We start from the raw sequence: 13621 nt of genomic DNA, 5'->3' as shown, positions 1-13621 counted from the left end.
GTCCTTTCCCGGGGCGGCGTCCCTGCCGGGACGCCGCCCTGCCTGCCGGTGGTGCCCGCCGCTCAGCGGCCGATCACACCGTTGACCGCACCGGTCTCGGTGCCCCACACCTCTTCGTCCTCGGCCAGCCAGGTGGTGCGCTGACGGTCCTTCTCGCCCTGGCCCGCGCCCATGCCACCGCCCATGCCGCCGCCCATCGGCGGCATCATCGGCATCCCGCCGCCGCTGGTGGACACCGACCGGCCGCGCATCGCGGCCTGCTCCTCGGCCGCCAGCGCGGAGGCCTTCTGCATCGCGGCCTTCTCCGCCGCGGCCGACTCGGCGGCCGCGGCGGCCGCCGTCCTGCCGCCCGGGGCCAGCCCGCCGCTGTTCTCGATGGCCTGCGCGCTCAGCCCGCCGCCGGATCCGACCAGCTTGGGCAGCGAGCCGCCGGAGGGGATGCCGCCGGAGCCGCCCACTCCCCCGACGCCGCCGAGGAGGCCGGTGTAGGGGCCCGGGCCGCCGGAGCCGGAGTCCGAGCCCCCGCCGGAGCCGTAGTCGCCGAAGGAGGAGCCGAGGTCCAGCTTCCAGTCGTCGCCGCTGGACGGCGGGCGGATGCCGCCGCCGCTGCCGGTCCCGCCCCCGCCGCTGCCGCTGCCGACCATCGCGTCGATGGCGTGCTGGCGGTCGGTGTAGCGCTGGGAGATGTCGGAGATCGGGCGGCCGGTGGAGTCCAGGAGGGTGCCGTCGTCGGCGATGGAGCCGCCCTTGGGCAGCACCACGGGGTTGCCGTCGCGGTCCAGCACCTCCTTGTCGTCGGGGCCGATCACCGTCCCGTCCTCGCGGACCCTGGAGCCCCTGGGCACCTTGGCGTTCTGCCCGTAGATGCCGCCGCCCGTGCCGGGCGGGACGTCCGAGCCCGGCGGGACGACGACGGGCTTGCCGTCCTTGCCGATCACCTTCTGGCCGTTGGCGTCGTACACCTGGCCGTCCTTGCCGATGTAGCCGCCGGGGGGCAGCAGCACCGGCTTCTTGTCGGCGCCCAGGACGGGCTTGTGGTCCTTGTCGAGGATGGGCGTGCCGGCGCCGTCGCCGATGCCGCTGCCGCCTCCCCCGCCGGGACCGATGACCGGGGGCGGCGGGGGCAGGTGGGTCTTGGAGTCGCCGCCCTTGCCGTCGCCTCCCTTGCCGGCACCGCCGCCGCTGCCACCGCCCAGGTCGAACTTGCTGCCGGAGCCGCCGCCCCCGCCGCCGCTGCCGCCGCCCAGGTCGATGTTGCCGTCACCGCCCTTGCCGTCACCGCCCTTGCCGTCCTTGCCGTCACCGCCGGTGCCGTCGCCCGTGCCCGGGCCGGGGGGCGCCTGGGTGGGCAGGTCCAGGCTGATGTTGACGTAGCCGCGGCCGAAGTCCGTGACCAGCTGCTTGTAGGCGGTGTTCAGGGCGTCCGTCGGGTCGGTCCCGCCGCCGGTCCCGCCCTTGCGCGCGTCGAGGTACACGGCGGCGTTGGAGCGCCAGATCTCCTTCGCCCGCTGCTCCAGCAGGACGTAGAAGGAGTCGTGCAGGGCGTCGCCGAGCGTGTTGGAGGGGATGGCCGTCGCGTTCCCGGAGGCGTCGATCGTCGGCGTGACGCCCCTCAGTGCCTCTTCCAGGGCCTGGTAGATGGCGTGGGAGGGCCACAGGGTCCCGGAGTCCCACCACTGCTGGTGGACGGTGTAGAGGCCGGTGACCGTCTTCGGGATCTGGTCGGCCGCCGCTTCGAGGTCGTGCGGGTGGTTCACCGTGTCCAGCTGGAGGCGGATGGTCTCGATCTCCAGCGCGTACCGCTTGAGCAGCATCTTGAACTCGCCGGCCGCATCGCCCTGCCAGTTGCTGTCCGGGCCGTCGATCAGGTCGACCCACTTGTTCACCCGCGGGTACCAGGTCTCCAGCCACGTGCCCACGTCCCGCAGGCCCTGGGCTGCGGCCCGCAGGCTCCGGGGGTCGATCGCGGCGTTGCCGCCGCCGGACGCCAGCGGGCTGAAGATCCCCTCGTGCTGGTGGATGAACTGGGACAGCGGCTTGTCCGTGTCGTTGCCCCAGTCCGTGTAGTTGACCGGGATCCCGACCAGGATGTGGCTGTGGCTGCCACTGCTCCGGGTGAAGTTCCACGCCCACCAGACGTCGGGCTTGCTCTCGCCCTCCTTGGCCATGTCCGTCTTCCCGACGTCGGACTTGTCCCCGAAGTAGAAGTCGGCGCCGGTCTCGCCCTTCTTGACCTGGTCCGTCCTGATCCAGGACTTGGCCCCCGTGGGCAGCTCCGCGACCTTGGTCCGGTCCACGATCTTCTGGTCCGGGCCCGCGAAGAACGTGAGCACCTGCTCCCAGCTCACGGCCATCAGTGCCCCCACATGCTCGGTACGGTCAACTACTTTTTCAGCTGCCCGACTTGGGCGCGGTGGCGGTCGACACCTTGGTGAGGACCTCCATCATCTCGGCCGCCGTCATGGCTTTCTCGTGGGCCTCGTCCATGATCGTCAGCGTCAGCTGGATCTTGATCTGGGCCTGACGCATCTGGGCCTTGAGGGTGCCGAGGTCGGTGGCCAGGCCGGTGGCCAGGTTCTTGAAGTCGAGGACGACCGAGTCCGCGAAGAAGTACTTGTTGCCCACCAGCAGCGAGTTGCCCGTGTCGTTCAGCATCCCGGCGTAGCGCTGCATCACGTTGTAGCCGGGGTTCTGGTTCAGGTCGTCCAGCAGGCCGCCGATCTCCGTGTTCGCGAAGTACTGGAGGTCGTCCTTGTCGACACTGAGCGTGTGTTCGTAGTTCGGCGGCTCGGGCGTCGCCATCAGCCGACGCCCGCGGCGGCGCGCTTGTCGGCGTCGCGCAGCAGGCCGTGCATGGTCCTCAGGGTGCCGGCGGCGGCGGAGATGTCGTTGGTCATCTCCGACTCCTGGGCGTCGAGCATCAGCCGGAAGTCCCGGGCGGCGGTGGCGAGCTGGCCCTGGAGCTGGCCCTCGGCGCTCTGGAGCGCGGTGCGGAGGTTCTCCATGGCGTCGTGCATGGCGCCGCCGGCCGCGGCCAGCGCGTCGGCGGCCTCGTCGATGTTGGCGTGGTTGAGCGTGATGTGTCCGTCGTTCGCGGCCATCGGTTTCCCCTCGGGTCGGTGGTGCGGGTCGGTGGTGCGGGTCGGTGCCGGGCGGCCGGCTGCTACTTGGGGTTCAGGCCGTTGCTGATGTCCAGGCTGAGGCTGGAGGGGCCGGAGCCGTGGACGACGGACAGGGCCTCCGTGTGGGCGGTGTTGATGGTGTTGTGCCCGGCCGCGAAGTTCTCGTGGAAGGTGCTGTAGGCGCTGTTGAGCTGCCGGTAGCGCGTCGTCCAGTCGTTGATCTTCTGCTGGTAGGCGTCGCTGCAGGCGGCCTGGAAGTGCTGGTGGATCTCGGTGTTGATGTCCTGGATGTTCGTGCAGGCCCTGAGCATGGTGTCGATGTGGCTCTGCAGGGTCGCCAGGGTCTGGCGGACGACCGTGTCCTCTGTCTGCAGGGTGTTCACCATCGGGGGCTCCTCTCCGTCGGCCCGGCGCGGATGCCGGGTTCATTTCAGGTCAACGGCGCCGTGTCGGCGGCCGGTTCACCGCGGGCAGGCAGGTGCGGGGGCGGCGGGCGCGGGGGCGGCGGGGGCGCCGGCGGGGGCGCCGGTGAGGGCGGCCGGGTCGAGGCTGGGGCCGGTGGGCAGCAGGGTCAGCAGCGCCTCGGGGACGCCCGGCGGGGCGGCCTCGCCGTAGCCGAGCTGCTTGGCGACGGCCGGTGAGGGCAGCGGGTACTTCACCCCGGTGTCGGTGACCAGGTACAGGGTGGTGCCGGTGCCGGCGGTGGACAGGGCGCGCACCAGGGCGCCGCCGCCGGGGCGCACCGCGATGGTGTCGGCGGTGGCGCAGGGCGCCTCGACGCCGGGCTGGACGGTGGGGGCGGAGCCCTGCAGGGCGGTGTCGTCGACGAGGGTGACGGCGGTGATGGGCCCGGGGTCGCCGGGGCGCAGTTCGGCGCAGACGTCGCGGCCCTGGGGGGCGGTCAGGAGTTCGGGCACGGTGGTGGGCAGGGCGGTGGCGGCGTTGGCGGCCGGTGCGGGGGGTGCGCTGTGGGCGGCGAGGTCGGCGGCGCCCACGGCGGCGGGGGTGACCGCGGCGCCCTGGTAGGCGCTCTGCTGGGTGCGGAGGTCGTTGCGCAGCAGTTCGAAGGCCATCGGGGTGAGCGGGGTGAGTCCGGCGGCGGTGAGGAGGTAGGGGTCGCCGTTGGGGCCGGTGAAGAGCTGTCCGACGCGGGTGGGGCGGGTGGCGAGGTCGGGGCCGGGGGTGCCGCGCTGGTCGAGGTCGGGGGCGGCGAGGTCGGGGCCGGCGGGCAGGGCGTTGAGGAAGGCCTGGGGGACGGGCTGGGCGGTGGCGGCGCTCTGGCCGAGGGCCTGGCGGGCGCCGTTGCGGGTGTCCAGGCGCAGGCGGCGGCCGTGCCACAGCAGGTGGGCGGTGCCGTCGGGGGCGGTGACCAGGAGGGCCTGGTTGTCGGTGAGGGCGGTGCCGCGGGCGGCGGGGTCGACGGCGAGGGCGAGGTGGGGGGTGCGGGTGCCGGAGGGGCCGGGGCGCAGGGCGGCGCAGGCGAGCCAGGGGGCGGTGGTGAGGCGGCCGGGTTCGGGCAGGCCGTCGGGGGCGCCGAGGATGCCGAGGGGGGTGCCGCGGGGGGTGCCGGCGAGGGAGTGGGTGCTGACCTGGTCGACGGTGAGCTGGTCGCCGGCGATGAGGCGGGCGGTGGTCTCGTTGAGCAGGGGGTGGAGGGTGCCGTCGAGGTAGAGGTAGCGGGCACCGCTCTCCTTGACCAGGACGAGGGTGCCGGGTTTCTTCCAGCCGGTGGCGCCGCCGGGGACGAGGACGCCGTAGACGGCGGCGATCAGGCAGGCGAGGACGGCGATGACGGTGCCGGTGACGATGCCGCGGGAGGTGCGTCCGGTGGGGGCGTCGGGGGCGTCGGGTTCGCCGCGGAGCATGCCGGTGGCGAGACGGCCCATCACGAACAGGTGGGCCTGCACCTGGTCGCGCTTCGACTGCATGGCGTGGTTCTCCTCGGGGCGGGGCGTCGGGTCGGCTCGCGCGGGCGGTGCGCGGGTGCGGGTGGCGGCGGGCTTCAGCCGGAGATGGCGCGCAGCCCCTGGTAGGCGCCGGCGGCGGCGAGGGCGAGCGGGAGCACGCTGACGGCGGCGAGGGTGTGCAGGAGGTCGGCGGCGCGGCCCCAGTAGGGCAGCAGGCGCCGGCCGGGGACGGTCCAGGAGACGGCGGCCAGGACGGCGGCGGTGGCGACCAGGGCGGCGAGCAGGCCCGTGCGCTCGGCGGTGGACCGGCCGGCGGCGAGGTGGGCGGTGAGCAGGGCGGGGCCCAGGACGCCGGGGACGAGGACGGCCAGGCGCTGGGGGATGCTGCCGATGCCGCGGGCGTGCAGCAGGAGCAGGAGCGCCAGGGCGCAGGTCAGGGCGGTGGGGGCCCAGCCGTCGCGGCCGGTGAGGGTGACCAGGCAGAGGGCGAGGACGGGGGCGAGGGCGAGGTGGAAGGCCGTCAGGAAGCCGTCGGCGACGGCGCTGCGGGAGCGCACGGAGGCCGCGGGGACGGCTTCGATGCCTTCCTGGAGTTCCTCGGCGTTGCGGGGCAGGGCGGGCAGGCGCAGGCCGGACAGGCGGAAGCACAGGCCGGGCAGGAAGGAGGCGGTGGCGACGGGCAGGACGGCGAGGACAGCGGCGGTGGCGGGGGCGGTCAGTCCGCCGAGCAGCAGGGCGCCGGCGGTGGTGACCTGCAGGGCGAGCAGGACCAGGCCGAGGAAGAGCGGGGCGGCGCAGCCGACGGCGGCCATGGCGAGGACGGCGGCTCCGGCGCCGGTGCAGCCGCCGGCGAGCAGGCGGGCTCCGGTGGCGGAGGGTCCGGTGCCGGTGGTGAGGAGGGCGCCGGCCAGGGCGAGGTAGGGCACGGCGGTGGCGCCGAGGGCGGTGCCGGCGCCGGCGTCGCCGACGGCGCGGGAGGCGCTGAGGGCGCCGAGGAGCAGGAACAGGCCGGTGACGGCGGCGGCGCCGGCGCGCAGGTGGGGCGGGCCGGGCAGGAGGAGGAGGGCGAGGCCGCCGGCGAGGGCGGTGACGGCCAGGGCGAGGGCGACGTGGTGGGTGAGGGCGGGGCGCCAGGTGTCGGGGCGTTCGCGCATGCCGGTGGCGACGCCGTCGGCGAGGTCGTCGTAGTGGACCTCGGGCAGGGGGTCGCGGCGCGGGCGCAGGTGGAGGTCCTCGCCGTCGTGCAGGCCGAGGGCGTCGGCGCCGAGTTCCTCGTCCAGGGGCGGTTCGCCGAGGCGTTGGAGGATCCAGCCGTCGTGTTCGGTGCCCCGTTCCTCCAGGTCGTCGCCGGCGTGGGCGAGGACGGCGGGCAGCAGGTCGGCCAGTGGCACGTCGGCGGGGACCGCGAGGTCGAACACCGCTTCGGGTGCGTGGAACCTCAGTCGGCACAGTCCGGCGACTGCGGTCCCGTTGGCGCTCCCGTTCAAGGCTCTCCTCACGTCCGTACGGCCTGGGCCGTCCGCCCCGCGGGGGCGGTCTCCTTCACCCTGGGCCACGGGCGGCGGGGGCCGCGGGGTTCACCGGCGGGTGGCGGGTTCCGTACGGCGGGTGAACCCGGGGCGGGGCGCCGTCCGTCGTCCTGGGCGGACGGCGCCCCGGACCGCGGGGCCTTCGCGGCCGTCCCCCCTGGTGCGAGGAGCCGTTGCGTTGAGTGTGGTGCTGGTCGACCGTCCGCCTCGGCGTCCTGGTCCGGCGATGCCCGACGGCGAGATCCAGTTGCAGGAGCCGCCGGTCCTGCCGGAGTCGCAGAGCGGCATGTCGAGCATGATCTCGATGGCGCCGATGGCGTTGAGTTCGCTGTCGATGGTGTTCGTGTTCCTGCGTCCCGGTGAGGGCGGCGGGGTGCTCGGCTACGTGGCGGTGGGCATGATGGGCCTGTCCGCGGTGGGCATGCTGGTGACCTCGCTGATCCGCGGTTCCAGCGACCGCAAGCGGGAGTTGCGGGCCGAGCGGCGGGACTACCTGCGGTACCTGTCGCAGATGCGCCGGCAGGTGCGCGGGCACATCGTGCGTCAGCAGGAGGCGCTGGCCTGGCGGCACCCGGCTCCGTCGACGGTGGCGTCGCTGGTGCGCACCTCGCGGCTGTGGGAGCGGCGCAGCGCGCACCCGGACTTCGGTGACGTGCGGATCGGGGTGGGGCACCAGCGGCTGGCGGTGCGGCTGGCGCCGCTGTCGACGAAGCCGGTGGAGGACCTGGAGCCGTTGTGCGCGCACGCGCTGCGGCGGTTCATCCACGCCTACGGCACGGTCGCGGACCAGCCGATCGCGGTGTACGTGCGCGGGTACGCCCAGGTGCTGGTGCGCGGTGACGACCGGGAGGCGGCGCGGGCGCTGGCGCGGGCGATGCTGGCGCAGCTGGCGCTGTTCCACGCGCCGGACGAGCTGCGGATCGCGGTGGTGACGGACGCGGAGCACCGGGAGCGGTGGGAGTGGGCGAAGTGGCTGCCGCACGCGCTGCACCCGGTGGACACCGACGCGTTGGGGCCGGTGCGGCTGGTGGCGGGGTCGCTGGCGGAGCTGGAGCAGGTGCTGGGGGCGGAGTTCGCGGGGCGCGGGCCGTGGGAGCCGGAGGCGCAGCCGGGCCGGGACGAGCCGTTCACGGTGATCGTGCTGGACGGTCCGCAGGCGGGTGCGGGCAGCCGGGCGGCGCTGGCGGGGTGGCGCAACGCGGTGCTGCTGGACCTGGGTGACGCGTTGGAGTGGAAGCCGTTGCGGCACCGGTTGCGGCTGCGGATCGAGGAGGGCCGGCTGGCGATGGTCGGCGCGGACCGCAACCACCGTGACGAGGTGACGGAGCTGGGGCGGCCGGACGCGTTGTCGCTGCCGGCGGCTCGGCGGCTGGCCTCCCTGATGGCGCCGTACCGGCTCGGGGACCAGGTGGAGGCCGGGGAGCCGCTGGCGGGTGACTTCGATCTGGCGTCGCTGCTGGGCATCCGGGACCTGCACCGGCACGACGTGGCGCTGAGCTGGGCGCGGCGCGGGATCGCGGACCGGCTGCGGGTGCCGCTGGGGATCGCGGCGGACGGCACGCCGGTGGAGCTGGACATCAAGGAGTCGGCGCAGGGCGGCATGGGTCCGCACGGGATGCTGATCGGGGCGACCGGGTCGGGCAAGTCGGAGCTGTTGCGCACGCTGGTGCTGGCGCTGGCGCTGACGCACTCCTCGGAGGTGCTGAACTTCGTGCTGGTCGACTTCAAGGGCGGTGCGACGTTCCTGGGGCTGGACCGGCTGCCGCACACCTCGGCGGTGATCACCAACCTGGCCGACGAGGCGGCGCTGGTGGACCGGATGCGGGACGCGCTGCACGGTGAGCTGGTGCGCCGTCAGGAGCTGCTGCGGGCGGCGGGCAACTACAGTTCGCTGCTGGACTACGAGACCGCGCGGGCGGGCGGGGCCGATCTGGAGCCGCTGCCGACGCTGTTCGTGGTGGTCGACGAGTTCTCCGAACTGCTGGCCGCGCACCGGGACTTCATGGAGCTGTTCATCATGATCGGCCGGCTGGGTCGGTCGCTGGGCGTGCACCTGCTGCTGGCCTCGCAGCGGCTGGACGAGGGCCGGATGCACGCGCTGGAGTCGCACCTGTCGTACCGGGTGGGGCTGCGGACGTTCTCGGCGATGGAGAGCCGGGGCGTGCTGGGGGTGCCGGACGCGTACCACCTGCCGTCCCAGCCCGGCAACGGGTTCCTGCGCAGCGACATCGCCACCCTGACCCGGTTCAAGGCCGCGTACGTCTCCGGGCCCTACCGGGCGCCGCGGCCCGCGGCCGTGCGCCGGCAGGCCGCGGCCGGGCAGGTCGCCGCGTACGGCACCGGGTACGTGGCGCCGCGTCAGCCGGTCCTGGTGCCGGAGGAGCCGGAGGTGGAGGAGGAGCAGGAGAGCGGCAGCCTGCTGGCCATCGCGGCCGGGATGCTGCTGGACGCGGGGCCGCCGGCGCACCAGGTGTGGCTGCCGCCGCTGGGGGTGCCGCCCACCCTGGACCAGTTGCTGCCGCCGCTGGCGCCGCACCCGGAGCACGGGCTGACCACCGAGGGCGCGGCGGGCCGCGGCACGCTGAGCGTTCCGGTCGGTGTCGTCGACCGGCCCTTCCAGCAGGTGCGCGACCTGCTCACCGCCGACCTGTCGGGGGCGGGCGGGCACGTGGGGATCGCGGGTGGCCCGCAGAGCGGCAAGTCCACCCTGCTGCGGGCCCTGATGACGGCGCTGGCGCTCACCCACACCCCGCGCGAAGTGCAGTTCTACTGCCTGGACTTCGGCGGCGGGACGCTGTCCTCGCTGCGCGGGCTGCCGCACGTGGGCGGGGTCACCGGGCGGCACGACCCCGAGCGGGTGGTGCGCACGGTCGCGGAGGTCAACGCGATCCTCGCGCGGCGCGAGCAGCGCTTCGCCGAACTCGGCATCGACTCCGTCGCGGCGTTCCGCCGGATGCTGGCGGCCGGTGAGCTGCCGCAGGAGGCGCACGGCGACGTCTTCCTGGTGATCGACGGCTGGAACACCGTGCGCCAGGAGTTCCCCGACCTCGCTCCGGTGCTGACCCTGATCGCCCAGCGCGGCCTCAACTACGGCATCCACCTGGTCGTCGGCACCACCCGCTGGGGCGAGGTCACCGGCGCGCTGCGCGACCTGCTGGGCACCCGCTTCGAACTGCGCCTCGGCGACCCGGTCGACTCCGCGATCGGCATGCGCGTCGCGGGGACGGTACCCAAGGTCCCCGGCCGCGGTCTGACCGTGGACGAACTGCACTTCCTCACCGCGCTGCCCCGGATGGACGGCAACGGCGCCACCGACGACCTCGGCGAGGGGGTCGCGGACCTGGTCGACGCCGTCGCCGAGCACTGGACGGGGCCGCGCGCGCCCGAGGTCCGGATGCTGCCGCTGCAGCTGCCCGCCGCCGCGCTGCCCGCGCCCGAGGGCCGGCTGCGCGTCCCGCTGGGTCTGCAGGACGTGTCGATGGACACCCTGTGGCACGACTTCGAGGACACGCCGCACCTGGTGGTCGTCGGTGACAGCGAGTCGGGCAAGACGAACCTGCTGAAGCTGGTCGCGGCCGGCATCACCGGCGCCTACCGGCCCGACGAGGCGCGCATCATGCTGGTCGACTACCGCCGGGTGCTGCAGGGCGCGGTGCCGGAGGAGTACCGGCTCGGGCACGCGGTCGCCGTGGACGTGCTGCGCCAGATCGTCGACGGCGCGGCACGGGCGATGGGCAACCGGCTGCCCGGCGCGGACATCCCGCCCGAGCGGCTGCGGCTGCGTGACTGGTGGGAGGGCCCCGAGCTGTTCATCCTGATCGACGACTACGAGCTGGTCGCCGGCTCCCCCGGCGGGATCACCGCCCACCCGTTCGCGCCGCTGCTGGACCACCTCGCGCAGGGCGCCGAACTGGGCCTGCACCTGATCGTGGCGCGCAGCGCCAACGGCATCGGACGGGCCTCCTCCGACCAGCTGCTGCGCAAGCTGGAGGAGGTCAACACCCCGGCGGTGCTGCTGTCCTGCCCGCCGAGCGAGGGCTTCCTGTTCGGCAACACCAAACCCCGCACGTTCCCGCCCGGACGGGCCCTGCACATCACCCGGCGGCGCACCGTGCAGGTGCAGACCGCGGTCCTCGACGACGCCGACGGGGCGCAGCGGTGAGCGCCGGGAGCGCGCCGGTGCGGCGCTGGCTGGCCCGTCACCGCGACGTCCCGGCGCCCGCGCCCGCGGTGCTGCACGAGGCGGGCCCGCACTTCGTCATCGCGCCCGGCCCGGCGCAGGGCGCGGCCGGCGGGACGGCGGACGGGACCGAGGCGACGGCGGTGCTGCCGGCCGACCTCGCCGACGCGCTGGCCCTGCTGCCGGCCGTGGTCGGCACCGTGACGGTGCTGGCGGCGGCCGCCGACGCGCAGCCCGTCCTGCTCGCCGGCCTGGACGAACTCGCCCGCACCGCGGCCGCCCGCCGGGCCGCCACCCTGGTCCTCGCGGCCTCCGGCCTCGCCGCCGGCCAGGCCGACGGACGGCGGCCCGCCCAGCGGATCGCCGAACTCGCCGCCACCAGCATCGTCGCGCCCGACGGCGTCGTCACCCTGCGGCCCGACGGGACCCTGCTGAGCGGCGGCGCCGAGGACGGCGAGCCGTCCTCCTGGTGGCTGTTCACCCCGGCGGGGCGCACCCGCCGGCTCGGGCCGGTGTGGCCGCTGCCGGAGACGGCGGCGGCGATGGCGGGCGCGGCGGCGGCGGTGCCGGTCGCGGCGGGCGCGGTGCCGGTCGCCCTGCCCTCCCCCGCAGCCGCGGCCGCACCCGCACCGGCACCGGCACCGGCACCGGCACCGGCGGCCCTGCCCGCGTCGGCGGCGGGCACGGCCGTACCGGTCACGACCGGCCCGACAGCCCCCCGGACACCGCCACCGCCCGCACCCTCCCCCGTGGCGGGCGGCGACCGCGACCCGTTCGACGGGGACCCGCTGGTGACCGTGCTGCCGCGCGGCTACTGGTTCCGCGACGAGCCCGCCCCCGACGTTCGGCCCGGCCTGCCGGCCCGAACCACGGCGACGCCGGGCACCCTGGTCCTGGTGGTCGGCCACCCCGGTGCGCCGCTGCCCGAGGCCGCCGGCGTCGCCGAGCGGCTGCGCCGCGTCCACCCGGCCCCGGACGACCTGCTGGTCAGCGCGCCCTGGGCGCCCACGACGGCCCTGGTCACCCTGGCCGCCGCCCTCGCGGCCGAGCTGGGCCACGACGTCCGGGCCGCCGTCGGCCTGCCGATGCGCACCGGGGACGGCTGCTCCGCCCGGATCCTGGACGCCGACGGCATCCCCGGCTGGGAGCCGTGGCTGACCGAGCTGACCGCTTCCCCCGGCCGCGGCCGGGTCGTCGCCTCGGCGTGGCGTCCCCTGCCCGACGGCACCACGTCCTGCGGCCCCGCGCTCTACCGCGCGCCGGTGGCGGGCTGGTGCCTGGAGGCGGTCCCGGCCGGCCTGTGGCTGCGCCCGGAGGACCCACCGCTGGACCACGGCCCGCGGCTGCTCGACCCCGACCCGGCCCGTCCGGTGCTCATCGCGGGCGTGACCGACCGTACGGTGCCGGCGGAGGTGCTGGCCGCCGTGGACGGCCTGCTGACGGCGCTCACCGTCCCGGGCGCGGCGGTACCGGGGCTGCTCCTGAACGCGGGCCCCGCGCCGGAGACCGCCCGCCCGGCCGTGCCTGCCCGTGCTCCGCTCCCCGACGCACCGGACACCGAGCCCGAACCCGGGCCGTCGGTGCCACCCGCCGACCCCGGTTTCCCCGAACCGCCCACCTGGGCGGCCACCTCCGCCGGCCCCGACACCACGACCGGCACCCGGGAACCCGCCCCCGCCCGTACCCCGCTCCCCGACGCACCGGACACCGAACCCGACCCGGAACCGGAGCCCGCACCGGCACCCGTCGGTCCGGGCGCCGGGCCCGCCGCCGTGGAACCCGCCGTCACCGAACCCGTCCCCGAATCCGAACCCGTCTCCGTCCCCGTCCCCGTCCCCGTCCCCGTCTCCGTCCCCGTCTCCGTCCCCGTCTCCGTGGACCCCACGGCCGGGCCGGCCGGCGGCACCGGCAACGGCGGCACCGACGCCGGCGACACCGAAGGCACCGCCGTGTCCCGGCTCGTCGCGCCGGACGGCGCGTTCCCCGCCGGCCGGCCGTCCACCGCCGCGGAGCGGGCGGCGTTCCGGGCCCTGCTGGGCCCGCACTTCCACCGCTACGCCAGCCGGGCCGAGCAGGTCGCCCTGCGGTTGCCGGCGCTGCGGTCGCAGGCCCGTGACGACCTGAAGGACGACCTCGCGGCGGTCTACCTGCACCACGCGGACACCGGACTGCCCGCGTCCCGGGCCGAGTTGGTGGCGGCGGCCCGCCGGCCCGGCGGTGCCGGGGCGCTGGACCCGTACCTGGCGTGCCTGGGTTCCGGGCTGCGCCGGCTGCCCAACCACCGGGGGCCCGTGCTGCTGGGCGCCGACGCGGACGAGGAGGTGCTGCGGCACTACGTGCGGGACGCGCTGCTGACGGAGCCCGCACCGCTGGTCGGGACTCCGGAGGCCGATCTCCTTCCGGGGACGTCGGCGGAGTTCCTGGTGTGGTCGGCCACCGGCCGCCGGACGTCGGTGATCGCCGAGGACGGGGACCCTGAGGTGGTCTTCCCGCCGGGTGCGCGTTTCCTCGTCCTGGACGTCCTGCCCGGCGCCGACGAACGTCCGGCCAGGGTGCTGCTGCGCGAGGCGGACGCCGTTCCCGCCGCGGACGGGGCGGCGGCGGAGCGCAACCAGCAGGCCCGGGTCCGGCTGCTCGCCTGGCAGGCCCGCCGCGATCAGCTGACGCCCGATCAGCTGCGCCCGCCGGCCCGTCCGGAGCGGCTGGGCCTGACGCCGGGGGTCGCCACCGGCTGAGGCCCCGGGGGTCCCCCGGCCGGGAGGCCGGGGGCGCGGGGCGGCGGGGGGCAAGCAGCCACGCCCCTGTCAGATGTCAGGGACCGCCGGGGGCGCCGCGTTCCTAGGCTGACGGGCACCGGTCCGGCCGATCGCCGGGCCCCGTACC

Annotated in this window: 8 protein-coding genes; 2 read left to right on the top strand and 6 right to left on the bottom strand. The window is 75.7% G+C overall.

The annotated features are described in order from the left end of the window. Positions 1-62: 62 nt before the first annotated feature. From ABT048_RS02290 to eccD, 6 genes are all read right to left on the bottom strand, one after another. The gene (locus ABT048_RS02290) at positions 63-2354 is read right to left on the bottom strand and encodes a hypothetical protein (RefSeq protein ID WP_350519403.1); all 2292 of its coding nucleotides are present in this window, start codon (positions 2352-2354) and stop codon (positions 63-65) included. Positions 2355-2391: 37 nt separating this feature from the next. Beyond that, positions 2392-2802, bottom strand: a complete 411-nt coding sequence (locus ABT048_RS02285; RefSeq protein WP_350519402.1) for a hypothetical protein — start codon at positions 2800-2802, stop codon at positions 2392-2394. Beyond that, a complete protein-coding gene (locus tag ABT048_RS02280) occupies positions 2802-3101 on the bottom strand; it encodes a hypothetical protein (RefSeq protein WP_350519401.1) in 300 nt (99 codons plus the stop codon). Before ABT048_RS02280 ends, ABT048_RS02285 begins: the two co-directional genes overlap by 1 nt. Positions 3102-3163: 62 nt before the next feature. Beyond that, positions 3164-3508 (bottom strand): hypothetical protein, encoded by a 345-nt coding sequence (locus tag ABT048_RS02275; protein ID WP_350519400.1) that lies wholly within the window; start codon positions 3506-3508, stop codon positions 3164-3166. A 75-nt stretch (positions 3509-3583) separates the two neighbouring features. Further along, positions 3584-5050 (bottom strand): type VII secretion protein EccB, encoded by a 1467-nt coding sequence (gene eccB, locus ABT048_RS02270; RefSeq protein WP_350519399.1) that lies wholly within the window; start codon positions 5048-5050, stop codon positions 3584-3586. 74 nt (positions 5051-5124) lie between these two features. Next, positions 5125-6516, bottom strand: coding sequence for a type VII secretion integral membrane protein EccD (gene eccD / locus ABT048_RS02265; RefSeq protein WP_350519398.1), 1392 nt, complete (start codon positions 6514-6516; stop codon positions 5125-5127). A gap of 268 nt (positions 6517-6784) precedes the next feature. Here eccD and eccCa point away from each other — a divergent pair, with 268 nt between their 5' ends. After that, positions 6785-10720 carry a type VII secretion protein EccCa gene (eccCa, locus tag ABT048_RS02260; protein WP_350519397.1) on the top strand — a complete coding sequence of 1312 codons (3936 nt, stop codon included), beginning with the start codon at positions 6785-6787 and terminating at the stop codon, positions 10718-10720. After that, a complete protein-coding gene (locus ABT048_RS02255; RefSeq protein ID WP_350519396.1) occupies positions 10717-13473 on the top strand; it encodes a hypothetical protein in 2757 nt (918 codons plus the stop codon). The genes eccCa and ABT048_RS02255 overlap by 4 nt, the downstream gene beginning before the upstream one ends. The last annotated feature ends 148 nt before the right edge of the window (positions 13474-13621 follow it).

Origin of the sequence: Kitasatospora sp. NPDC096140, assembly GCF_040303045.1 — a bacterium.
In the GTDB taxonomy this organism is placed as follows: Bacteria; Actinomycetota; Actinomycetes; order Streptomycetales; family Streptomycetaceae; genus Kitasatospora.
The sequence above is the reverse complement of the archived record's forward strand: the minus strand, read 5'-3'. Positions and strand labels throughout refer to the sequence as shown.

Excerpts from the sequence above, each read along its gene's own strand:
- ABT048_RS02290 (WP_350519403.1), bottom strand. The coding sequence starts at position 2,354 with ATGGCCGTGAGCTGGGAGCAGGTGCTCACGTTCTTCGCGGGCCCGGAC.
- ABT048_RS02285 (WP_350519402.1), bottom strand. The coding sequence starts at position 2,802 with ATGGCGACGCCCGAGCCGCCGAACTACGAACACACGCTCAGTGTCGAC.
- ABT048_RS02280 (WP_350519401.1), bottom strand. The coding sequence starts at position 3,101 with ATGGCCGCGAACGACGGACACATCACGCTCAACCACGCCAACATCGAC.
- ABT048_RS02275 (WP_350519400.1), bottom strand. The coding sequence starts at position 3,508 with ATGGTGAACACCCTGCAGACAGAGGACACGGTCGTCCGCCAGACCCTG.
- eccB (WP_350519399.1), bottom strand. The coding sequence starts at position 5,050 with ATGCAGTCGAAGCGCGACCAGGTGCAGGCCCACCTGTTCGTGATGGGC.
- eccCa (WP_350519397.1), top strand. The coding sequence starts at position 6,785 with ATGCCCGACGGCGAGATCCAGTTGCAGGAGCCGCCGGTCCTGCCGGAG.